15 protein-coding genes are annotated in these 15,126 nt (G+C 47.7%); 6 read left to right on the top strand and 9 right to left on the bottom strand.

Annotated features, from left to right (window positions below; all coding sequences use genetic code 11):
• Positions 1-30: 30 nt before the first annotated feature.
• The gene (folD, locus tag VIM87_RS18865) at positions 31-918 is read right to left on the bottom strand and encodes a bifunctional methylenetetrahydrofolate dehydrogenase/methenyltetrahydrofolate cyclohydrolase FolD (protein WP_331998497.1); all 888 of its coding nucleotides are present in this window, start codon (positions 916-918) and stop codon (positions 31-33) included.
• Positions 919-1,601: 683 nt separating this feature from the next.
• A complete protein-coding gene (gene pckA / locus VIM87_RS18860; protein WP_331998496.1) occupies positions 1,602-3,203 on the bottom strand; it encodes a phosphoenolpyruvate carboxykinase (ATP) in 1,602 nt (533 codons plus the stop codon).
• Positions 3,204-3,631: 428 nt separating this feature from the next.
• On the opposite strand from pckA, the gene VIM87_RS18855 reads away from it, so the two are divergent.
• The 5 genes from VIM87_RS18855 (at position 3,632) to VIM87_RS18835 (ending at position 8,902) form a co-directional block, all read left to right on the top strand.
• A complete protein-coding gene (locus VIM87_RS18855; RefSeq protein ID WP_331998495.1) occupies positions 3,632-4,924 on the top strand; it encodes an aminopeptidase P N-terminal domain-containing protein in 1,293 nt (430 codons plus the stop codon).
• A gap of 156 nt (positions 4,925-5,080) precedes the next feature.
• Entirely contained in the window at positions 5,081-5,851 is a 771-nt protein-coding gene (locus tag VIM87_RS18850; RefSeq protein ID WP_331998494.1) for a CDP-alcohol phosphatidyltransferase family protein, read from the top strand.
• Between the two features lie 125 nt (positions 5,852-5,976).
• Complete coding sequence (purS, locus tag VIM87_RS18845; protein WP_089917762.1) at positions 5,977-6,222, top strand: phosphoribosylformylglycinamidine synthase subunit PurS; 246 nt, start codon at positions 5,977-5,979, stop codon at positions 6,220-6,222.
• A gap of 102 nt (positions 6,223-6,324) precedes the next feature.
• Positions 6,325-6,993 carry a 16S rRNA (cytidine(1402)-2'-O)-methyltransferase gene (gene rsmI / locus VIM87_RS18840; protein WP_331998493.1) on the top strand — a complete coding sequence of 223 codons (669 nt, stop codon included), beginning with the start codon at positions 6,325-6,327 and terminating at the stop codon, positions 6,991-6,993.
• Between the two features lie 43 nt (positions 6,994-7,036).
• Positions 7,037-8,902: a M1 family metallopeptidase gene (locus VIM87_RS18835; protein ID WP_331998492.1), complete on the top strand. Its 1,866-nt coding sequence runs from the start codon at positions 7,037-7,039 to the stop codon at positions 8,900-8,902.
• Positions 8,903-9,083: 181 nt separating this feature from the next.
• Here the strand turns inward: VIM87_RS18835 and VIM87_RS18830 are convergent, their stop codons facing one another.
• The 5 genes from VIM87_RS18830 to VIM87_RS18810 form a co-directional block, all read right to left on the bottom strand.
• Positions 9,084-10,085 carry a patatin-like phospholipase family protein gene (locus tag VIM87_RS18830; RefSeq protein ID WP_331998491.1) on the bottom strand — a complete coding sequence of 334 codons (1,002 nt, stop codon included), beginning with the start codon at positions 10,083-10,085 and terminating at the stop codon, positions 9,084-9,086.
• A 36-nt stretch (positions 10,086-10,121) separates the two neighbouring features.
• Entirely contained in the window at positions 10,122-10,682 is a 561-nt protein-coding gene (locus tag VIM87_RS18825) for a hypothetical protein (RefSeq protein ID WP_331998490.1), read from the bottom strand.
• Positions 10,683-10,721: 39 nt separating this feature from the next.
• A complete protein-coding gene (locus VIM87_RS18820; protein WP_331998489.1) occupies positions 10,722-10,967 on the bottom strand; it encodes a hypothetical protein in 246 nt (81 codons plus the stop codon).
• 78 nt (positions 10,968-11,045) lie between these two features.
• Positions 11,046-11,450 (bottom strand): hypothetical protein, encoded by a 405-nt coding sequence (locus VIM87_RS18815; protein WP_331998488.1) that lies wholly within the window; start codon positions 11,448-11,450, stop codon positions 11,046-11,048.
• Between the two features lie 23 nt (positions 11,451-11,473).
• Positions 11,474-12,061: an RNA polymerase sigma factor gene (locus VIM87_RS18810; protein WP_331998487.1), complete on the bottom strand. Its 588-nt coding sequence runs from the start codon at positions 12,059-12,061 to the stop codon at positions 11,474-11,476.
• A gap of 177 nt (positions 12,062-12,238) precedes the next feature.
• Here VIM87_RS18810 and VIM87_RS18805 point away from each other — a divergent pair, with 177 nt between their 5' ends.
• Positions 12,239-13,156, top strand: a complete 918-nt coding sequence (locus tag VIM87_RS18805; RefSeq protein WP_331998486.1) for a cation diffusion facilitator family transporter — start codon at positions 12,239-12,241, stop codon at positions 13,154-13,156.
• Here the strand turns inward: VIM87_RS18805 and rsmG are convergent.
• Both rsmG and VIM87_RS18795 read right to left on the bottom strand, forming a co-directional pair.
• On the bottom strand, positions 13,122-13,769 hold the full coding sequence (gene rsmG, locus VIM87_RS18800; RefSeq protein WP_331998485.1) for a 16S rRNA (guanine(527)-N(7))-methyltransferase RsmG: 648 nt from the start codon (positions 13,767-13,769) through the stop codon (positions 13,122-13,124). The genes VIM87_RS18805 and rsmG overlap by 35 nt on opposite strands.
• Positions 13,770-13,829: 60 nt before the next feature.
• A complete protein-coding gene (locus tag VIM87_RS18795; RefSeq protein ID WP_331998484.1) occupies positions 13,830-14,969 on the bottom strand; it encodes a glycosyltransferase in 1,140 nt (379 codons plus the stop codon).
• Between the last annotated feature and the right edge of the window lie 157 nt (positions 14,970-15,126).

The raw sequence follows: 15,126 nt of genomic DNA, 5'->3' as shown, positions 1-15,126 counted from the left end.
TCTTAATCATCTCCTGCAAAGTTCTCACTTTTAATTCATATGCACTTTTTGTCCCAGCGATGCGTGATAGGTGTTCTTCAGCAAAGCTGCAATGGTCATAGGACCTACACCACCGGGCACCGGGCTGATGTAGCTGCATTTAGGCGCTACTTCGTCATACTTTACATCTCCCACCAGGCGGAAACCGCTTTTCTTGGAGGCGTCTTCTACACGGTTAATACCTACATCCACAATTACAGCGCCTTCTTTCACCATATTAGCCGTTACAAAGTTAGGGCGGCCAATAGCTGCAATGATAATATCGGCCTGCAGACAAATTTCGGTCAGGTTGGCGGTATTGGAGTGGCACAGCGTAACCGTGCAGTTACCAGGGTAGCTGTTACGGCTCAGCAATATGCTCATGGGTGTGCCTACAATATGGCTGCGGCCTATTACTACGGCATGTTTGCCTTTGGTAGCAATGTTATAGTGTTCCAGCATCAGCATTATGCCATAAGGCGTAGCGGGAATAAAGGTAGGCAGGCCGCTCACCATTTTACCCACATTTACCGGGTGAAAACCATCCACATCCTTACTGGGATCAATGGTATTGATCACCAGCTCTTCGTTAATATGTTTAGGCAATGGCAGCTGTACCAGGATGCCGTCTATATCTGCATTTTCGTTCAGCGAAGTAATATTATCCAGCAGGTGCTTTTCCGAGATCTGCGCATCAAAACGCAGCAAAGTGCTGTTATATCCTATTTCGGCACAGGATTTTACTTTAGAAGCTACATATGTTTCGCTTGCCGGATCATTGCCCACCAGGATGGCGGCTAAGTGGGGTACTTTTTTACCGGTGAGTTTTATTTCGGCCACTTTTTCGGCCAATTGGGCTTTAATAGCCGCAGAAACCAGTTTACCGTCTAAAATTTGCATGCGCAAAGGTACGCATTATTAATAATTAAGAATGAATAATGAATAATTAAGGGGTAGTACACTGGGAGGGGCTTCGGGAAAAGGCTGTTCTTGATTCATTATTAATTATTAAGAGGGGCTAATACAAATGGTTTCAGTTGAAGGCTGGATATAAATTATTCATTCTTAGTTATAATCAAAGCGGGCAGTTCAACACCAATGGTTCAGTAAAAGGCTGTTATTAATTAGAGCGGATGCGGCCTTCAGCGAAAGGCAGGTTATTAATTATTCATTCTTAATTATTAATTAAGCGGATGCGGCTCCGACAGACTGTTGTTAATTATTGATTATTAATTGGATCAGAAGGAAAATCCAATAAATGGTTTGCAGTAAAAGGCAGGCATTATTATTAGAGCAAGGCTTCTTCAGCAAAAGGCAGGCTGTTAATTATTCATTCTTAATTACCTAATTGGAAAGCAAAGCGGAGGTGGGAGTGGAGGATTCGCCGCAAGTTCCGCAAAACAAGTACTCCAGTTTTCATACTGATGATGAATAAGATCGGGAGAACTTGTTTTGCGTAGATGCGCTCATCGCGCTATGTCGGAACTTGCTGTTTTGTTTTTGTGGAAATTATAAAAGCACAAGGGACCTCAATATAGGTATATTTTCGTAAAAGTTAAATTTTATGTAAAATATTTTTTCTGCTATCCCACCTTAGGTGCAGCCGCCAGTATTTCAGCAGGTGTTTGAGTAGCATATTTGCTGAAATTCTGCACAAACTGGTTGGCCAGCTCTTTCGCTTTCAGATCATAGGCAGCTTTATCTTCCCAGGTATTACGCGGGTCCAGCATATCAGCTGGTACGCCCGGGCACATTTCCGGTACGGCAAATCCAAATACGCTGTGCTCCATGTAAGCTAATTTGTCCAGTTCTCCATTTAAAGCAGCAGCAACCATAGCGCGGGTATAGCTTAGCCTGATCCGCTGGCCGGTGCCATAAGGCCCGCCGGTCCAGCCGGTATTGATCAGCCATACATTCACTTTATGACGGCGCATTTTTTCTCCCAGCATCTGCGCATACTGTGCAGGATGCAGGGGCAGGAAAGGCGCGCCAAAACAGGCGCTGAAGGTGGATTTGGGTTCTGTGATACCTGTTTCCGTACCGGCCACACGGGCGGTATAGCCGGAAATGAACTGGTACATGGCCTGCTCCGGCGTTAAGCGGGAAACAGGCGGCAGTACGCCATAAGCATCGCAGGTGAGGAAGAAAATGTTTTTAGGGATACCACCAATGGATGGCTCCATGGCATTGTCAATATAATGCAGCGGGTAGGAGACCCGGGTGTTTTCTGTAATGGTTTTATCCGAAAAATTCACCTGTTGGGTACCGGCATAGAACCGGGTGTTCTCCAGCAGGGAGCCTTCACGGATGGCGTGGAAGATCTGCGGCTCTTTTTCTTCGCTCAGATCTATACACTTGGCATAACAGCCGCCTTCAAAATTGAATACGCTTTCTGCATCCCACCCGTGTTCATCATCACCTATCAGCTTACGCTCCGGGTCGGCGCTTAAGGTTGTTTTGCCGGTACCGCTCAGCCCAAAGAAAATAGCGGTATCGCCATTTTTTCCCTGGTTGGCAGAGCAGTGCATGCTTAATACACCTTTATATAGTGGCAGCTCATAGTTCAGAATGCTGAAAATGCCCTTCTTGATCTCGCCGGTGTAGGCAGAGCCGCCAATTAAAATGATCTTTTTAGAAAAGTTTACCACGGAGAAGTTACCCTGCCGGGTACCGTCCGTAGCAGGATCTGCCAGGCAGCCGGGCGCCTGTATCACGGTCCAGTCGGCAGTTTCAAAGTCCAGCGCTTCTTCATGCGGGCGCAGGAACATATTATAGGCAAACAGGTTTGCCCAGGGTGTTTCCGTGATTACGCGGATGTTGGTCCGGTAGTCAGCATGGGCGCAGGCATAGCAATCCCGCACCCATACCTCTTTACCGGCAAAGTATTGGGTGACCTTATTATACAATAAATCAAAATAAGCCGGGGCAATGGGCTGATTAAAATCGTTCCAGTTAACGGTGTTGGCCGTCAGCTCGTCTTTTACAATGAATTTATCTTTGGGGGACCGGCCGGTGAATTCGCCGGTATGTACTGCCAGGGCGCCGTCATTGGCCAGTACGCCCTGTTCCCGGCTCAGGGTTTGGGTAACCAGCACGGCAGGAGGAAGCTGGTAATGTATGTTAGCTGTATTAATACCTATCTCCCGCAGTTCTGCCACGGGATTCCTTACACTGCTCACTTGCATAGGTAAGATTGTTTTGGTGATATGGCAAATCTAGGGAATTTTTGATATCATCTAATTTAACGGGTGGTTAATAGGGTAAATTTAGAAATAGTGCAGTGTAATCCTTCTTTGTGTTGAATATTTTCAAATGGATTCGATTTCAACCTGATTAAATTTTAAGTCCATGGTCGATGGTACATGGTCCATAGCACAGCCCGGAACGTAAGGTTACATGCTTAAACCAGCCACTACATCCTGGTATTCAAGCCAGGAACCCATATCTCAAAATATCCCTGTAATACCTGCTAAAGTGCAAAAGGCCATGGACCAATTTATTATTAGCCGTATCCCGAAATATCCCAAAAGCGCACCAGGCCATGGACCATCGACTATCGACCATGGACCATTAATATTTTTTCCTGTAGCTTTGACCCCCTAAATTGTATTGTATGAAGTACCTGCCACTGGACCCACAGCTTTTCACAAAGAACCGTCAGCGCTTTATGGCAAAAATGCAACCGCAGTCAATTGCCATCTTTAATTCTAACGATGAACTGCCCTCCAATGGCGATGCCTTGTATACTTTCAAACAAAACTCCGACCTGTACTGGCTAACCGGCATAGAACAGGAAGATACCATGGTGATCCTGTACCCCGATAACCCGGATCCCAAATACCGCGAAGTGCTGGTGCTGGTACGGCCTAATGAGCTAAAGGAAAAATGGGATGGCCACCGTTTACGCAAAGATGAAGCCACGGCCATTTCCGGTATCTCTACCATTGTTTGGCTGGATACGCTGGATGCCCTGCTGCAGCAATGGATCCATGAAGCCGATAATATTTACCTGAACAGTAATGAAAATAACCGCAAGGCCAGCCTGGTGCCTGTACGGGATTACCGCTACGCCGCAGAGCTGAGAAGCCGCTACCCGCTGCACAATTACCTGCGGGCCGCTAAGCTCATCAAGGAGCTGCGGGCCTCCAAAACACCGGAAGAAATAAAGGTGATGCAGCAGGCCATGGACATTACGGAGAAAACCTTCCGCCGTCTGTTACAGTTTATACAGCCCGGCGTATGGGAACATGAAATTCATGCGGAGATCCTGCATGAGTTCCTGCGCAACCGCGCTACCGGCGAGGCCTATAGCTCCATCATCGCCAGCGGCGATCGCGCCCGTACCCTCCATTATATTGCCAACAACCAGGAGTGTAAGGCAGGAGAGCTGATCTTAATGGACTTTGGCGCCGCATATGGTGGTTATAATGCAGACCTTACCCGTACCGTACCGGTAAGCGGCAAATTTACCCCCCGGCAGCGCCAGGTATATGATGCCTGCCTGCACCTGCATAATTATGCTAAATCCATCCTGAAGCCGGGTATTACCATTGCAAAATATCATGAAATGGTAGGGGTGGAAGCTGGTAAGCAATTTGTTCAGCTGGGCCTGCTCACCGAAAATGACATTAAGAACCAGGACCCGGAAAGCCCCGCCTACCGCAAATACTTATACCATGGCATTTCACATCACCTGGGGGTAGATGTGCATGACCTGGGCCCTTCTTTCCTGCAGCCGGTACCGGAAGGCGCTGTACTTACCGTGGAACCGGGTATCTATATAGAAGAAGAGCAGTTAGGCATCCGCATAGAGAATAATATATGGCTTACTGCCAGCGGTAATGTGGACCTGATGAAGAATATACCTATTACGGCCGATGAAATTGAGGCGTTGATGAAGCGGTAGTATGAAGTGATAATGAACTGGTAAAGAAAATCCAATCATTACATAATAGTTTGAAATAATTTATTATCTATGTACTAAAATCACCACAGTACCGGTTTTACATTTCAAAATGTTTGACCATCGTTGGCCATTGCTGTGGTCTGTCGTCTGTTTACCATGAAACAACTTTCAAACGTACTCACTCTAGGTAATCTGTTCTGTGGCGCCATCGCCATTATATTCATATTACATGCACCGCAGTACATAGCGGAGTTTAACGGTACTGAATATACCGTTACCAATCCGGAGCCCATCTATTGGGCTTCTGCCCTGGTAGTGCTGGCTGGTATCATGGACTTTTTTGACGGTTTTGTAGCCCGCTGGCTGTGCATACAATCCCCTATGGGTAAGGAGCTGGATTCCCTGGCCGATGTGGTAAGCTTTGGCGTGGTGCCCGGCATGATCATCTTCCGCCTGCTGCGCAGCGCTTATATGCAAATGCCGGATGTGTTTGATATATCTTATCTGAACCTGGCCCCGGCCTTGCTGGTGCCCTGTTTTGCCGCTTACCGCCTGGCTAAGTTTAACCTGGATACCCGGCAAACCGATTTTTTCATTGGCGTGCCCACCCCCGCGGTAGGCCTGCTGGTGGCCTCTTTCCCGCTTATTATGCTGTACAACCCTTTTAACCTGGCGCACTGGCTGCAAAATATCTGGGTATTGTATGTGATCATAGTGCTGCTGTGCTATTTGATGGTAGCAGAAATACCTATGCTCAGCATGAAGTTCAAAAGTTTCCGGCTGGCGCAGAACTGGCCGCGTTTACTCCTGGTAGTACTGTTATTGATCGGTATCCCCGTGCTCAAATACGCCGTAGTACCTTTCCTGTTTGTATGCTATGTCATCATCTCCCTCATAGCACCGCCCGGCCGTACAATTAATAATTAACAATGAATAATTAATAATTATGGAAGCTATTAGTTCCTGAAATACAGATACTTCGGAGTGCTTCCTATTAATTATTCATTCTTAATTATTAATTATTTAGGTTTGCACTCAAAATTTTTAGCACAATGACCTTTACTGCGCACATTAATGTGATGCCTCTGAAAGAATTGCTGGACCCCCAGGGTAAAGCCGTGATGGGCGGTTTAAAGAACCTGGGTATTGGCCAGGTAGCTGATGTTAGGATCGGCAAACACATTACCCTGCAAATAGATGCCGCTTCCAAAGAAGAAGCCCAGAAGCTGGCTGAAAATGCCTGCCAGAAACTGCTGGCCAACCAGGTAATGGAATCTTACGAAGTAAATATCCAGTAATACTAATCTTTGATTTTAGATTTACGATTTTAGATTTGTTGCTGCAAATAAATAAGCTGCTTTGATCTGATCTAAAATCGTAGATCTGAAATCGTAAATATCATGTCAAAGCTCTACCTCATTCCTTCTCCCATAGGTAACCTGGCCGATATCACTTACCGTGCCGTTAAAGTGCTGGAAGAAGTAGAGCTGATCCTGGCAGAGGATACCCGTACCTCCGGCGTGCTGCTCCGGCACTATAACATTCAAAAGCCGGTAACCCCTTACCATCAGCATAACGAACATAAAGTATTACAGCACCTGCTGCAGCAATTGCAGGCCGGTAAAACCATGGCCCTGCTTACCGATGCCGGTACCCCCGGTGTATCGGATCCCGGTTTTTTACTGGTGCGCGAATGCATCCGTGCCGGCGTGCCGGTGGAATGCCTGCCCGGTGCAACCGCCTTTGTACCCGCGCTGGTGAACAGCGGCATTCCCATGAACCGCTTCACCTTTGAAGGTTTTCTTCCCCCCAAAAAAGGACGCCATACCCTGCTTACACAACTGGCGCAGGATGAACGGACCATTGTTTTTTATGAATCCCCCCAGCGGCTGGTGAAAACGCTGGAAGAACTGATTACATATTTTGGCGCCACCCGCTACTGCTGTGTATGCCGCGAGCTTACCAAAATGTTTGAAGAGCATACCCGCGGCACTTTGCAGGAAGTAGCGGACTATTACAAAGAAAAAGGGGTTAAAGGGGAGATAGTAGTGATAGTTGGGGGCGCATAAAAACGAAATACACCTAAATTAGCAGTTTAAATTTTACATAGGAATGAAGCAAACTTTCGCAGGAGCAGCCCTGTTGTTATTACTATCCGCAACATCCACCTTACAGGCGCAGCCCGACCGCTGGCAGCAGCGGGTAAAGTATACAATGGATGTGAAGATGGATGTGCAGACCAACCGTTTTACCGGCAAACAGAAATTAGAATATACCAACAACTCTCCCGACACTTTGTACAAAGTGTTCTACCACCTGTACTGGAACGCGTTTCAGCCCAACAGCATGATGGATGTGCGCAGCCGCGAGCTGGGTAAAACCACGCTGCCCAACGGCAAGCAGGACTGGGATGCCCGTGTGCGCGATCGTATTGAGCACCTGAAACCGAACGAGATCGGCTACCAGAAAGTGCTGTCATTAAAACGCGATGGCCGCCCCCAGCGAACCAAACAGGTGGAAACCATCCTGGAAGTAATGCTGGATAAACCTATTCTGCCGCACAGCAAAGCTGTATTTGATATGGATTTTGAAGGCCAGGTACCGGTACAGATCCGCCGCAGCGGCCGCAATAATGCAGAAGGGGTAGATTATTCCATGTCGCAATGGTACCCTAAAATGTGCGAGTATGATTATGAAGGATGGCATCCCACCTTTTATGTAGCCCGTGAGTTTTATGGTGTATGGGGCGATTATGATGTGAAGATCACCATTGATAAAAGATATGTGCTGGGTGGCACCGGTTATTTGCAGAACCCCAACCAGATCGGCTATGGCTATGAAACACCCGGTGTTAAAGTAATACGTCCGGCCGGCAATACGCTCACCTGGCATTTTATAGCGCCCAATGTGCATGACTTTATGTGGGCTGCTGATACCGCGTATAAGCACATCACCCAGCAGGTAGATGGTTTTACCGCGCATTTCTTTTACCTGGAAAATGATACCACCCGCGAAACCTGGCCTGCATTTGCGAAAATGATACCAGCTGCCTATGCATGGATCAAGGCACATTACGGCCCTTATCCCTATAAACAATATTCGTTTATACAAGGGGGTGATGGCGGTATGGAATACCCTATGGGCACACTTATTCTGGGTAATGGAAAGCTGAATGGCCTGTATGGTTTAGCCATGCATGAATGGATGCATACCTGGTACCAGATGATGCTGGGCACCAATGAAAGCCTGTACCCCTGGATGGATGAAGGTTTCACCTCTTTTGCAGAAGATAACATTGTGTATCACACATTGGATTCTACCAAAACACCCAGCCCCCATACCAGCTCCTATAACGGTTACTTTAGCCTGGTAAGAAGCGGGCTGGAGGAGCCTATGAGCACCCACGCAGATTTTTATAACACCAATGCCGCCTACAGCATTACTGCTTATTCAAAAGGCGCAGTGTTCCTGGAGCAGCTGGGATATATTATTGGTGCGCAGAACCGCGATAAAGGCCTGTTGCGTTATTACTGGGACTGGCGTTTCAAACATCCGAATGCAAATGATTTTATCCGTGTAATGGAAAAGGTAAGCGGCATGCAGCTGGACTGGTACCGCATGCTGTTTGTAAATACCACCAAGCATATTGATTATGGTATTGACAGTGTGTATGAATACAACGGCAAGGCAGTAGTGCGCCTGCGCCGGGTAGGGGATATGCCTATGCCTATAGACCTGGAAGTGACCACCCGCGATGGCAAAAAACAATTGCACTATATTCCCTTGTCACTGATGTTTGGCGAAAAGCCGCAGGAAGATGCTACACCCCGCGTTACACATGAATGGTGGGCATGGACACATCCTACCTATGAAGTAACACTGGATATACCCATGAGAAATATTGAGCTGCTGGAAATTGATCCTTCAGAGAGAATGGCGGATATTGACCGGAGCAATAATGCAGCAAAGGTGCGGTAAACATCAAAGAATGTAAAATCATAAATGTAAAATTTCAAACCGGCGAAGGAGGTTCATAGAGACTATTGAAAAGACTTTATGAACGAGATACATGTAAAAGGGGAATGCAACAGACCGCTGCATTCCCCTTTTATATTTATGATTTTTAATTTTACATTTTAAATTCTTTTAAATAGGCCGCTTAGCTAAACAATCTTTCCGCCACCTCCATGCCCTTTGCCATCATGCCTTTCATTTCTGTGGGATCAAACACCAATCCGCCGGGCCCTCCGCCCAGCGGCGCATCCGGACGAATGATGTGAATGGTGAGCTCCTTCTTTCCCAGGAATGGATTAGCGCCCGGCACATCAAAGAATTTGTCAATATCCGCTTGTTTTACGCCACCATCCAGCATCTTTTTCTTTACAGCATCAATGTATTGCAATGCGCGGTTATACAGTAAAGGGATCTGTACATCATTCACCGCCACATCATTGGTGAACCAGCTGATGGTGGCTTCCAGGATGTTGAAGGTGCTGGTAAAACGTTCGTTGCTGCTTGCTGCTGTTTCAGGCGTAAGCAGTATGGCATATATTTCTGTAGCGCCATTATCAATAGCCAGCTGTATAGGCGCATATTCACGCAGGCCGCCGTCAACAAACTGCCGTGGTTTATCTGTAACCGCGCTTACTTCTATCGGTGGCATAAACACCGGTTGGCACGAGGATGCCAGCACCGCTTCCCGGAATGCCTGCCCGTCGTTTAGCTTCACAACATCGTAATTTGTATTCAGCATAGGCATGCCTGTATTGCTGAAGTATGTGATACGCCCGGTTTGCAGGCATACCGTGGTAAGAAATACTTCTTTTTTTGAAGCGGCCAGCTGTTTAAAACGTTCATCCGTATAGTTAGTGGTTATTTGCCTTGCCAGCGGTCCTGCATCGTACAGGGAATTGGCGCGTGCAAACCGGTTCAGAATATTTCCGGTCAGCACTACATCGGCAGTGGTTTGCGTGGTGTAAATGGTTTCCAGTACGCCAATTTCGCCCAGGGCCGCCATGGGCACAATAAGGGATCCGGTGCTGGTGCCGCACAGGGTATCAAACTGAATGTCGGGCCGGTTTTCTGCCAGGTACTTTACCACGCCTACGGCAAACGCTCCCTTGGAACCGCCACCGCTGACTACTAAAGCTGTTTTTGCCATAACAAATTATTTTAAGGGTATTACACCAGTGTAAGATCAGTGAACGGAATCAAACGGATTTTCCGGAGGTTTTTTCATAAACAGGTTTACGCCAATGGCGGCCTGCAGCCACCAGGCATTTAAATGATAATCCCGTAATGCTTTCAGTGAAAAGGTGGCTAATTGTCCTACTTCTGCGGTGAGGCCGCCACCGGCCAGGCGCTGCTCTTTGGTGCCCCACAAGTGCTCCGCTGTTAATTGTACATTCAGCACGGTGCTGGAAAGCACTTTAGGTTTATCGGTGAGCATCAGCGCCAGGTGCGGGCCTGCCAGGCCATACACACGTTTGTTGGTGTAGGCGCCTGCTGCCGCCGCCCCTATCCGTAGCCGGCTTTTAATAAGCGTGTACTGCGGTATAAAGGTTAAGCTTCCCAGGTACAGGTCCGGTGAGTTGTGAAAGGTGGTTACGCTACCTTGTCCTAACTCCAGCGGAAACACCCATCCTTTGGGAAACTCCTGGGCAGCAGCAGTAAAAGAGAATAAAGAACCTGCTGATAATATGCATGCAATGAATGCATATTTATGGAACCGTAACAATGGTTTTTGGGGAACTTTCATGAAGAGAAGTTAACAAAATTTTTCCGGGTTGCGGTCTACTTATTCCAGTATTTCGCACAGGAAACCCTGCTGGCGTACGAAAGCCATCATAGTATATTCATCTACCTTCATATCTGTAATACGTAACACTTTGTCGCAGTCTTCAATATCCACGTAGCAGGTGTCTACATCGAAGTGGGCGTGAATGACCTGGATCATGTGTTGCCTTTCTGCTGGTGTTGCTATATTGGTTTTGAAGATACCGATCATAGTATCTGTTTTATAGTTAGCAATGACGTGTAGCATAGGATCTGGTTTTTTATAAATGTCCTTGAACTTATTACTTTTCATCCACTCATACCGGCACATTAGCATATCAGCACATTATTCTGCGGGCGGTGGCGGGGGAGGAGGAGTGGTTTCCGGCCTGTCCCTGCGCTCATCCCAGAACTCCCTGCGTTCATCCCAGAACCTGCCGCCACCGCTAAAACGTCCGCAACGGGCCCGCAGGCGTTCTCTTTCTTCCGGCGTCATGGATTCCATGCGTTGGCGCATTTTCTCGCGCCAGCGGCCTTTCCAGGGCGCGGGGCCGCCATGGCCATGCCAGCCGAACAGCAGCTTACCCAGTAATAACAGGCCTAATGATTGCCAGAAGGTGATCACCGGTCCATGAAAAAGGTCGGGTATAAGACAGTTCCACAGGCTCATAGTTACAAAACCTATTACGGTCATGAACAAGGCGCCCAGCAAAATAAATTTCAATACCCCCAATCCTGGTTTACGTCTCATGATATCAATGCGTTTGTGTGTGATTAATTGTTTAATAATTCCTGGTACAGCTCTGCAAGCCGTTCCCGTAAATACAGCACTGCATAGCGTTTGCGCGATAGCAGCGTGTTAATGGATAACCCGGTTTCTACAGCCATTTCCTTAAATGATTTACCCTCTACCTCATGTTGCAGGAACACGGTACGTTGTTCGGCCGGTAATTCTTCTATGGCTTCCATAATGGTTTCTGCCAGCATTTTGCGGAGCATAGGCGTGTCCGTTTTGGACGAGGGATCCGGCAGTATCTCAGAAAGGAACAAGGTCTCCTCCCCATCATATTCCAGCGTGTTGTCGGAGAAGGGTGTTTCCCGTTTTTTACGGAACCAGTCCGTGATCTTATTCCGGGTTACTGCGAACAGCCAGCCGGTAATAGAATCAATCTGGCTGCCTAAGCGTAAATATTCGGTGAACTGGTAAAAAACATCCTGTAAAATATCCTCCGCATCCGCCACATTATTTACCCGCTGCCGGATAAAATTCAGCAAACGCTTACGCTCCTTCTGAACGGTTTCTTGTATACGTTCATTTTGTTCTATGGCCATAGATGTTTTTGTAAGGAGCAACTCTTTCATCTTAATTAGGATGACGAAGCAGCTAACGCGATATTTTACCTGTTTGAAAAAAAAGTTTACTATTTCAAGGTGTAATGACGACCGGCAGGCTGCCGGAGGGACAAAACCACCCGGAATTTGCATAAGTGTTTCATTTTCATTTCAAGCCTCAAAAGCAAACTTTCCTAAATTTACGTCATGTCGCACGATCATGCACACTCCCACGCACATACGCATGCGTTACCCGTGACGAATGGCCACCTGAACCGGGCATTTATCTGGGGTATTGTCCTCAACCTGGCTTTTGTGGTCATAGAATTTGCGGCCGGTTTTATTACCGGTTCCCTGGCCCTGGTTTCCGATGCCGGCCATAACCTGAGCGATGTGGCCAGCCTGGCCCTGTCGCTGGTAGCCTTTCGCCTGGCAAAAGTGAAGTCCAGCCAGCAGTATACCTATGGTTACCGCAAAAGCACCATCCTGGTATCCCTGTTCAATGCGCTTATTTTACTGGTGGCAGTAGGCGCCATCGGGTGGGAGGCCGTGCGCCGTTTCACCCATCCGGAGCCGGTGCCCGGCGGTATGATGGCCGTAGTAGCGGGTATTGGCATTGTGGTGAATGCCGCATCGGCCTTCCTGTTCATGAAGGATAAGGAAAAGGACCTGAATGTGAAGGGCGCTTACCTGCACCTGCTGGCCGATGCCATGGTTTCCCTGGGCACAGTGGTAGCAGGCATCATTATTATATATACCGGCTGGTTTTGGGTGGATCCGGTGGTAAGCCTGGTGATCATGATCGTAATTGTTTACAGCACCTGGGGCCTGCTTAAAAGCAGTCTGCGGCTTTCATTAGATGGGGTGCCACAGGGAATTGAGCTCGAGGAGGTAAAAAAGATAGCGCTGAAAATACCCGGCGTAAAAGACATCTACCATATTCATATCTGGGCCATGAGCACCACGGAAAATGCGCTTACCGCCCAGCTGGTGGTAGCCTCACAATTAAATATGGAGCAGGTGGACGGGCTGAAAAGAACCCTGTGCCATGAGCTGGAGCACCTGGGCATTCAGCATATTACGCTGGAAACTAGCGTGTCACCAGCACCACATACTTCTCTTTAAAATATTCCAGTGGAAATAGTTCGTAAATATCCAGCAGGGTAGGGGCGCAGCCGCTTTCGGATATTTCCTGGGAAAGATCGCCGCCCTTCAGGCATATGAGGCCGCTGGCCGCTTCTTCATCGCTTTCCGCTTTCTGCTTTCCGCTTTGCGCTTTTTTCAGCAGGGGCTTGCTCCAGCGCCAAAGATCGCCCAGCGGGGCTACCGCGCGGGATACCACCACATCAAACCTGCGGTTCTTTATCTCTTCTGCCCGGCTATGGGCAGTGGTTACATTTTTTAGTTCCAGGGCTTCCACCACCGCTTCCACCACCTTAATTTTTTTGCCGATGGAATCTACCAGGTGAAACTGTACCTCCGGGAAAAAGATAGCCAGCGGAATACCGGGAAAGCCGCCGCCAGTACCCAGGTCCAGCACCTGTGTGCCGGCCGGTATGTCTACAGCAGCAGCAATACTCAGGGAATGCAGCACGTGTTTTTCATACAGGCTGTCAATGTCTTTACGGGATATTACGTTGATCTTTTCATTCCATTCCCGGTACACCGCATCCAGTGCAGTCAGCTGCTGCAGCTGCAAAGGCGTGAAGTCGGAAAAATATTGCAGGATAATGTCCATGATAAAACTGCCGGCTGGTAGCTGTTTACAAGCTATCAGCTACATGCTGGGCAGCTTGTACTACCATTTGTTCTTTGACTTAGACTTAAAAAATAAAGAGGGTGTGAAGATAATGTAATACAGGCACATAAAGATATCCAGGAACCAGGAGAGTTTGAACAGGTCGGCCTCATCCAGCTTACGCAGGGCAAAGAAAAAGATAATGGATTGTATGATCAGCTTAGCGCCGAAAATGGCCAGTACATAATACATCAGCGGCCAGTAGAACAGGCTTACGATGAATGCAGGATAAAAGAAGAAATGGCTTAAGGAAAACAGGCCCAGCAGCAGCTTATGCCCAAAGCGGTAATGCTTGCCGGTAGACATATGCCTGGTTTTCTGCCGGAACCAGCGGCCCCAGTTGTCTTTAGGCTCTGAGTAGGTGAATGCCTGCTTGTCAATAACCACGGCTACGTTCTGGCTGTTGGCGGCAGTGTTCACAAACAGGTCGTCATCGCCGGAAGCCAGGTGCTGGTGGTTTACAAAACCTTTATTACGGAAAAACAGGTCTTTTTTATACGCCAGGTTGCGGCCTACGCCCATGTAAGGCACGCCGGCCATGGCAAAGGAAAGGTATTGCAGGGCGCTGAAAAAGGTTTCATAACGGATCACTTTATTCAGGAAACCCGGCTTTTTCACATAAGGGCCATAACCCAGCACAATTTCTTTACCATCGCTGAAGCCCTGGCTCATAATGTGCAGCCAGTTCACGCTGGCGGGGCGGCAGTCGGCATCTGTCAGCAGCACATGTTCGTACTGTGCGCCTTTTAAGCCTATGGATAAGGGATATTTTTTACCGGGAATGAATTTGGCCGCCTGTTTCAGCTCTATGTGGCGGTAGTGGGCGTAACCAGGCTCTATGGAACGCAGGTAGTATTTGGTATCGTCTTCAGAATTATCGTTCACCACAATTACTTCGTATTCCGGCTTGTGGTGTATGTCGTACCGCTGTTGCAGCACCGTGGGCAGGTTCTTTTGCAGGTTCAGCTCCTCGTTCTTGGCGCAAATGATCACCGAAAAACGGTTGGCAGGCGATTCATCCATATCAAAATCGCGCTTGTAAAAGGCTACGCGGGAAAAAAAGATCAGGTAATACAGCACCTGAATACCAGCCACGGTAGCAAAAATGTAAAAGACAATTAAACCCAGATGTTCCGACATATTGAGGACAAATATATATGATTTTGTTTATCTGTAACCTAATGGGGATAAAAAAGGTAAAATATGAAACGGGATAAGTCAACTACCATATTTTTGTTCTATTTAAGGGTCGTTTTCCACATCTTTTTTTCTGCATTTCCTGCCCGCATAAGCGCCC

The organism is Chitinophaga sp. (assembly GCF_036569125.1).
Taxonomy (GTDB): Bacteria; Bacteroidota; Bacteroidia; order Chitinophagales; family Chitinophagaceae; genus Chitinophaga.
This window is presented reverse-complemented; position numbering and strand designations above follow the sequence as displayed.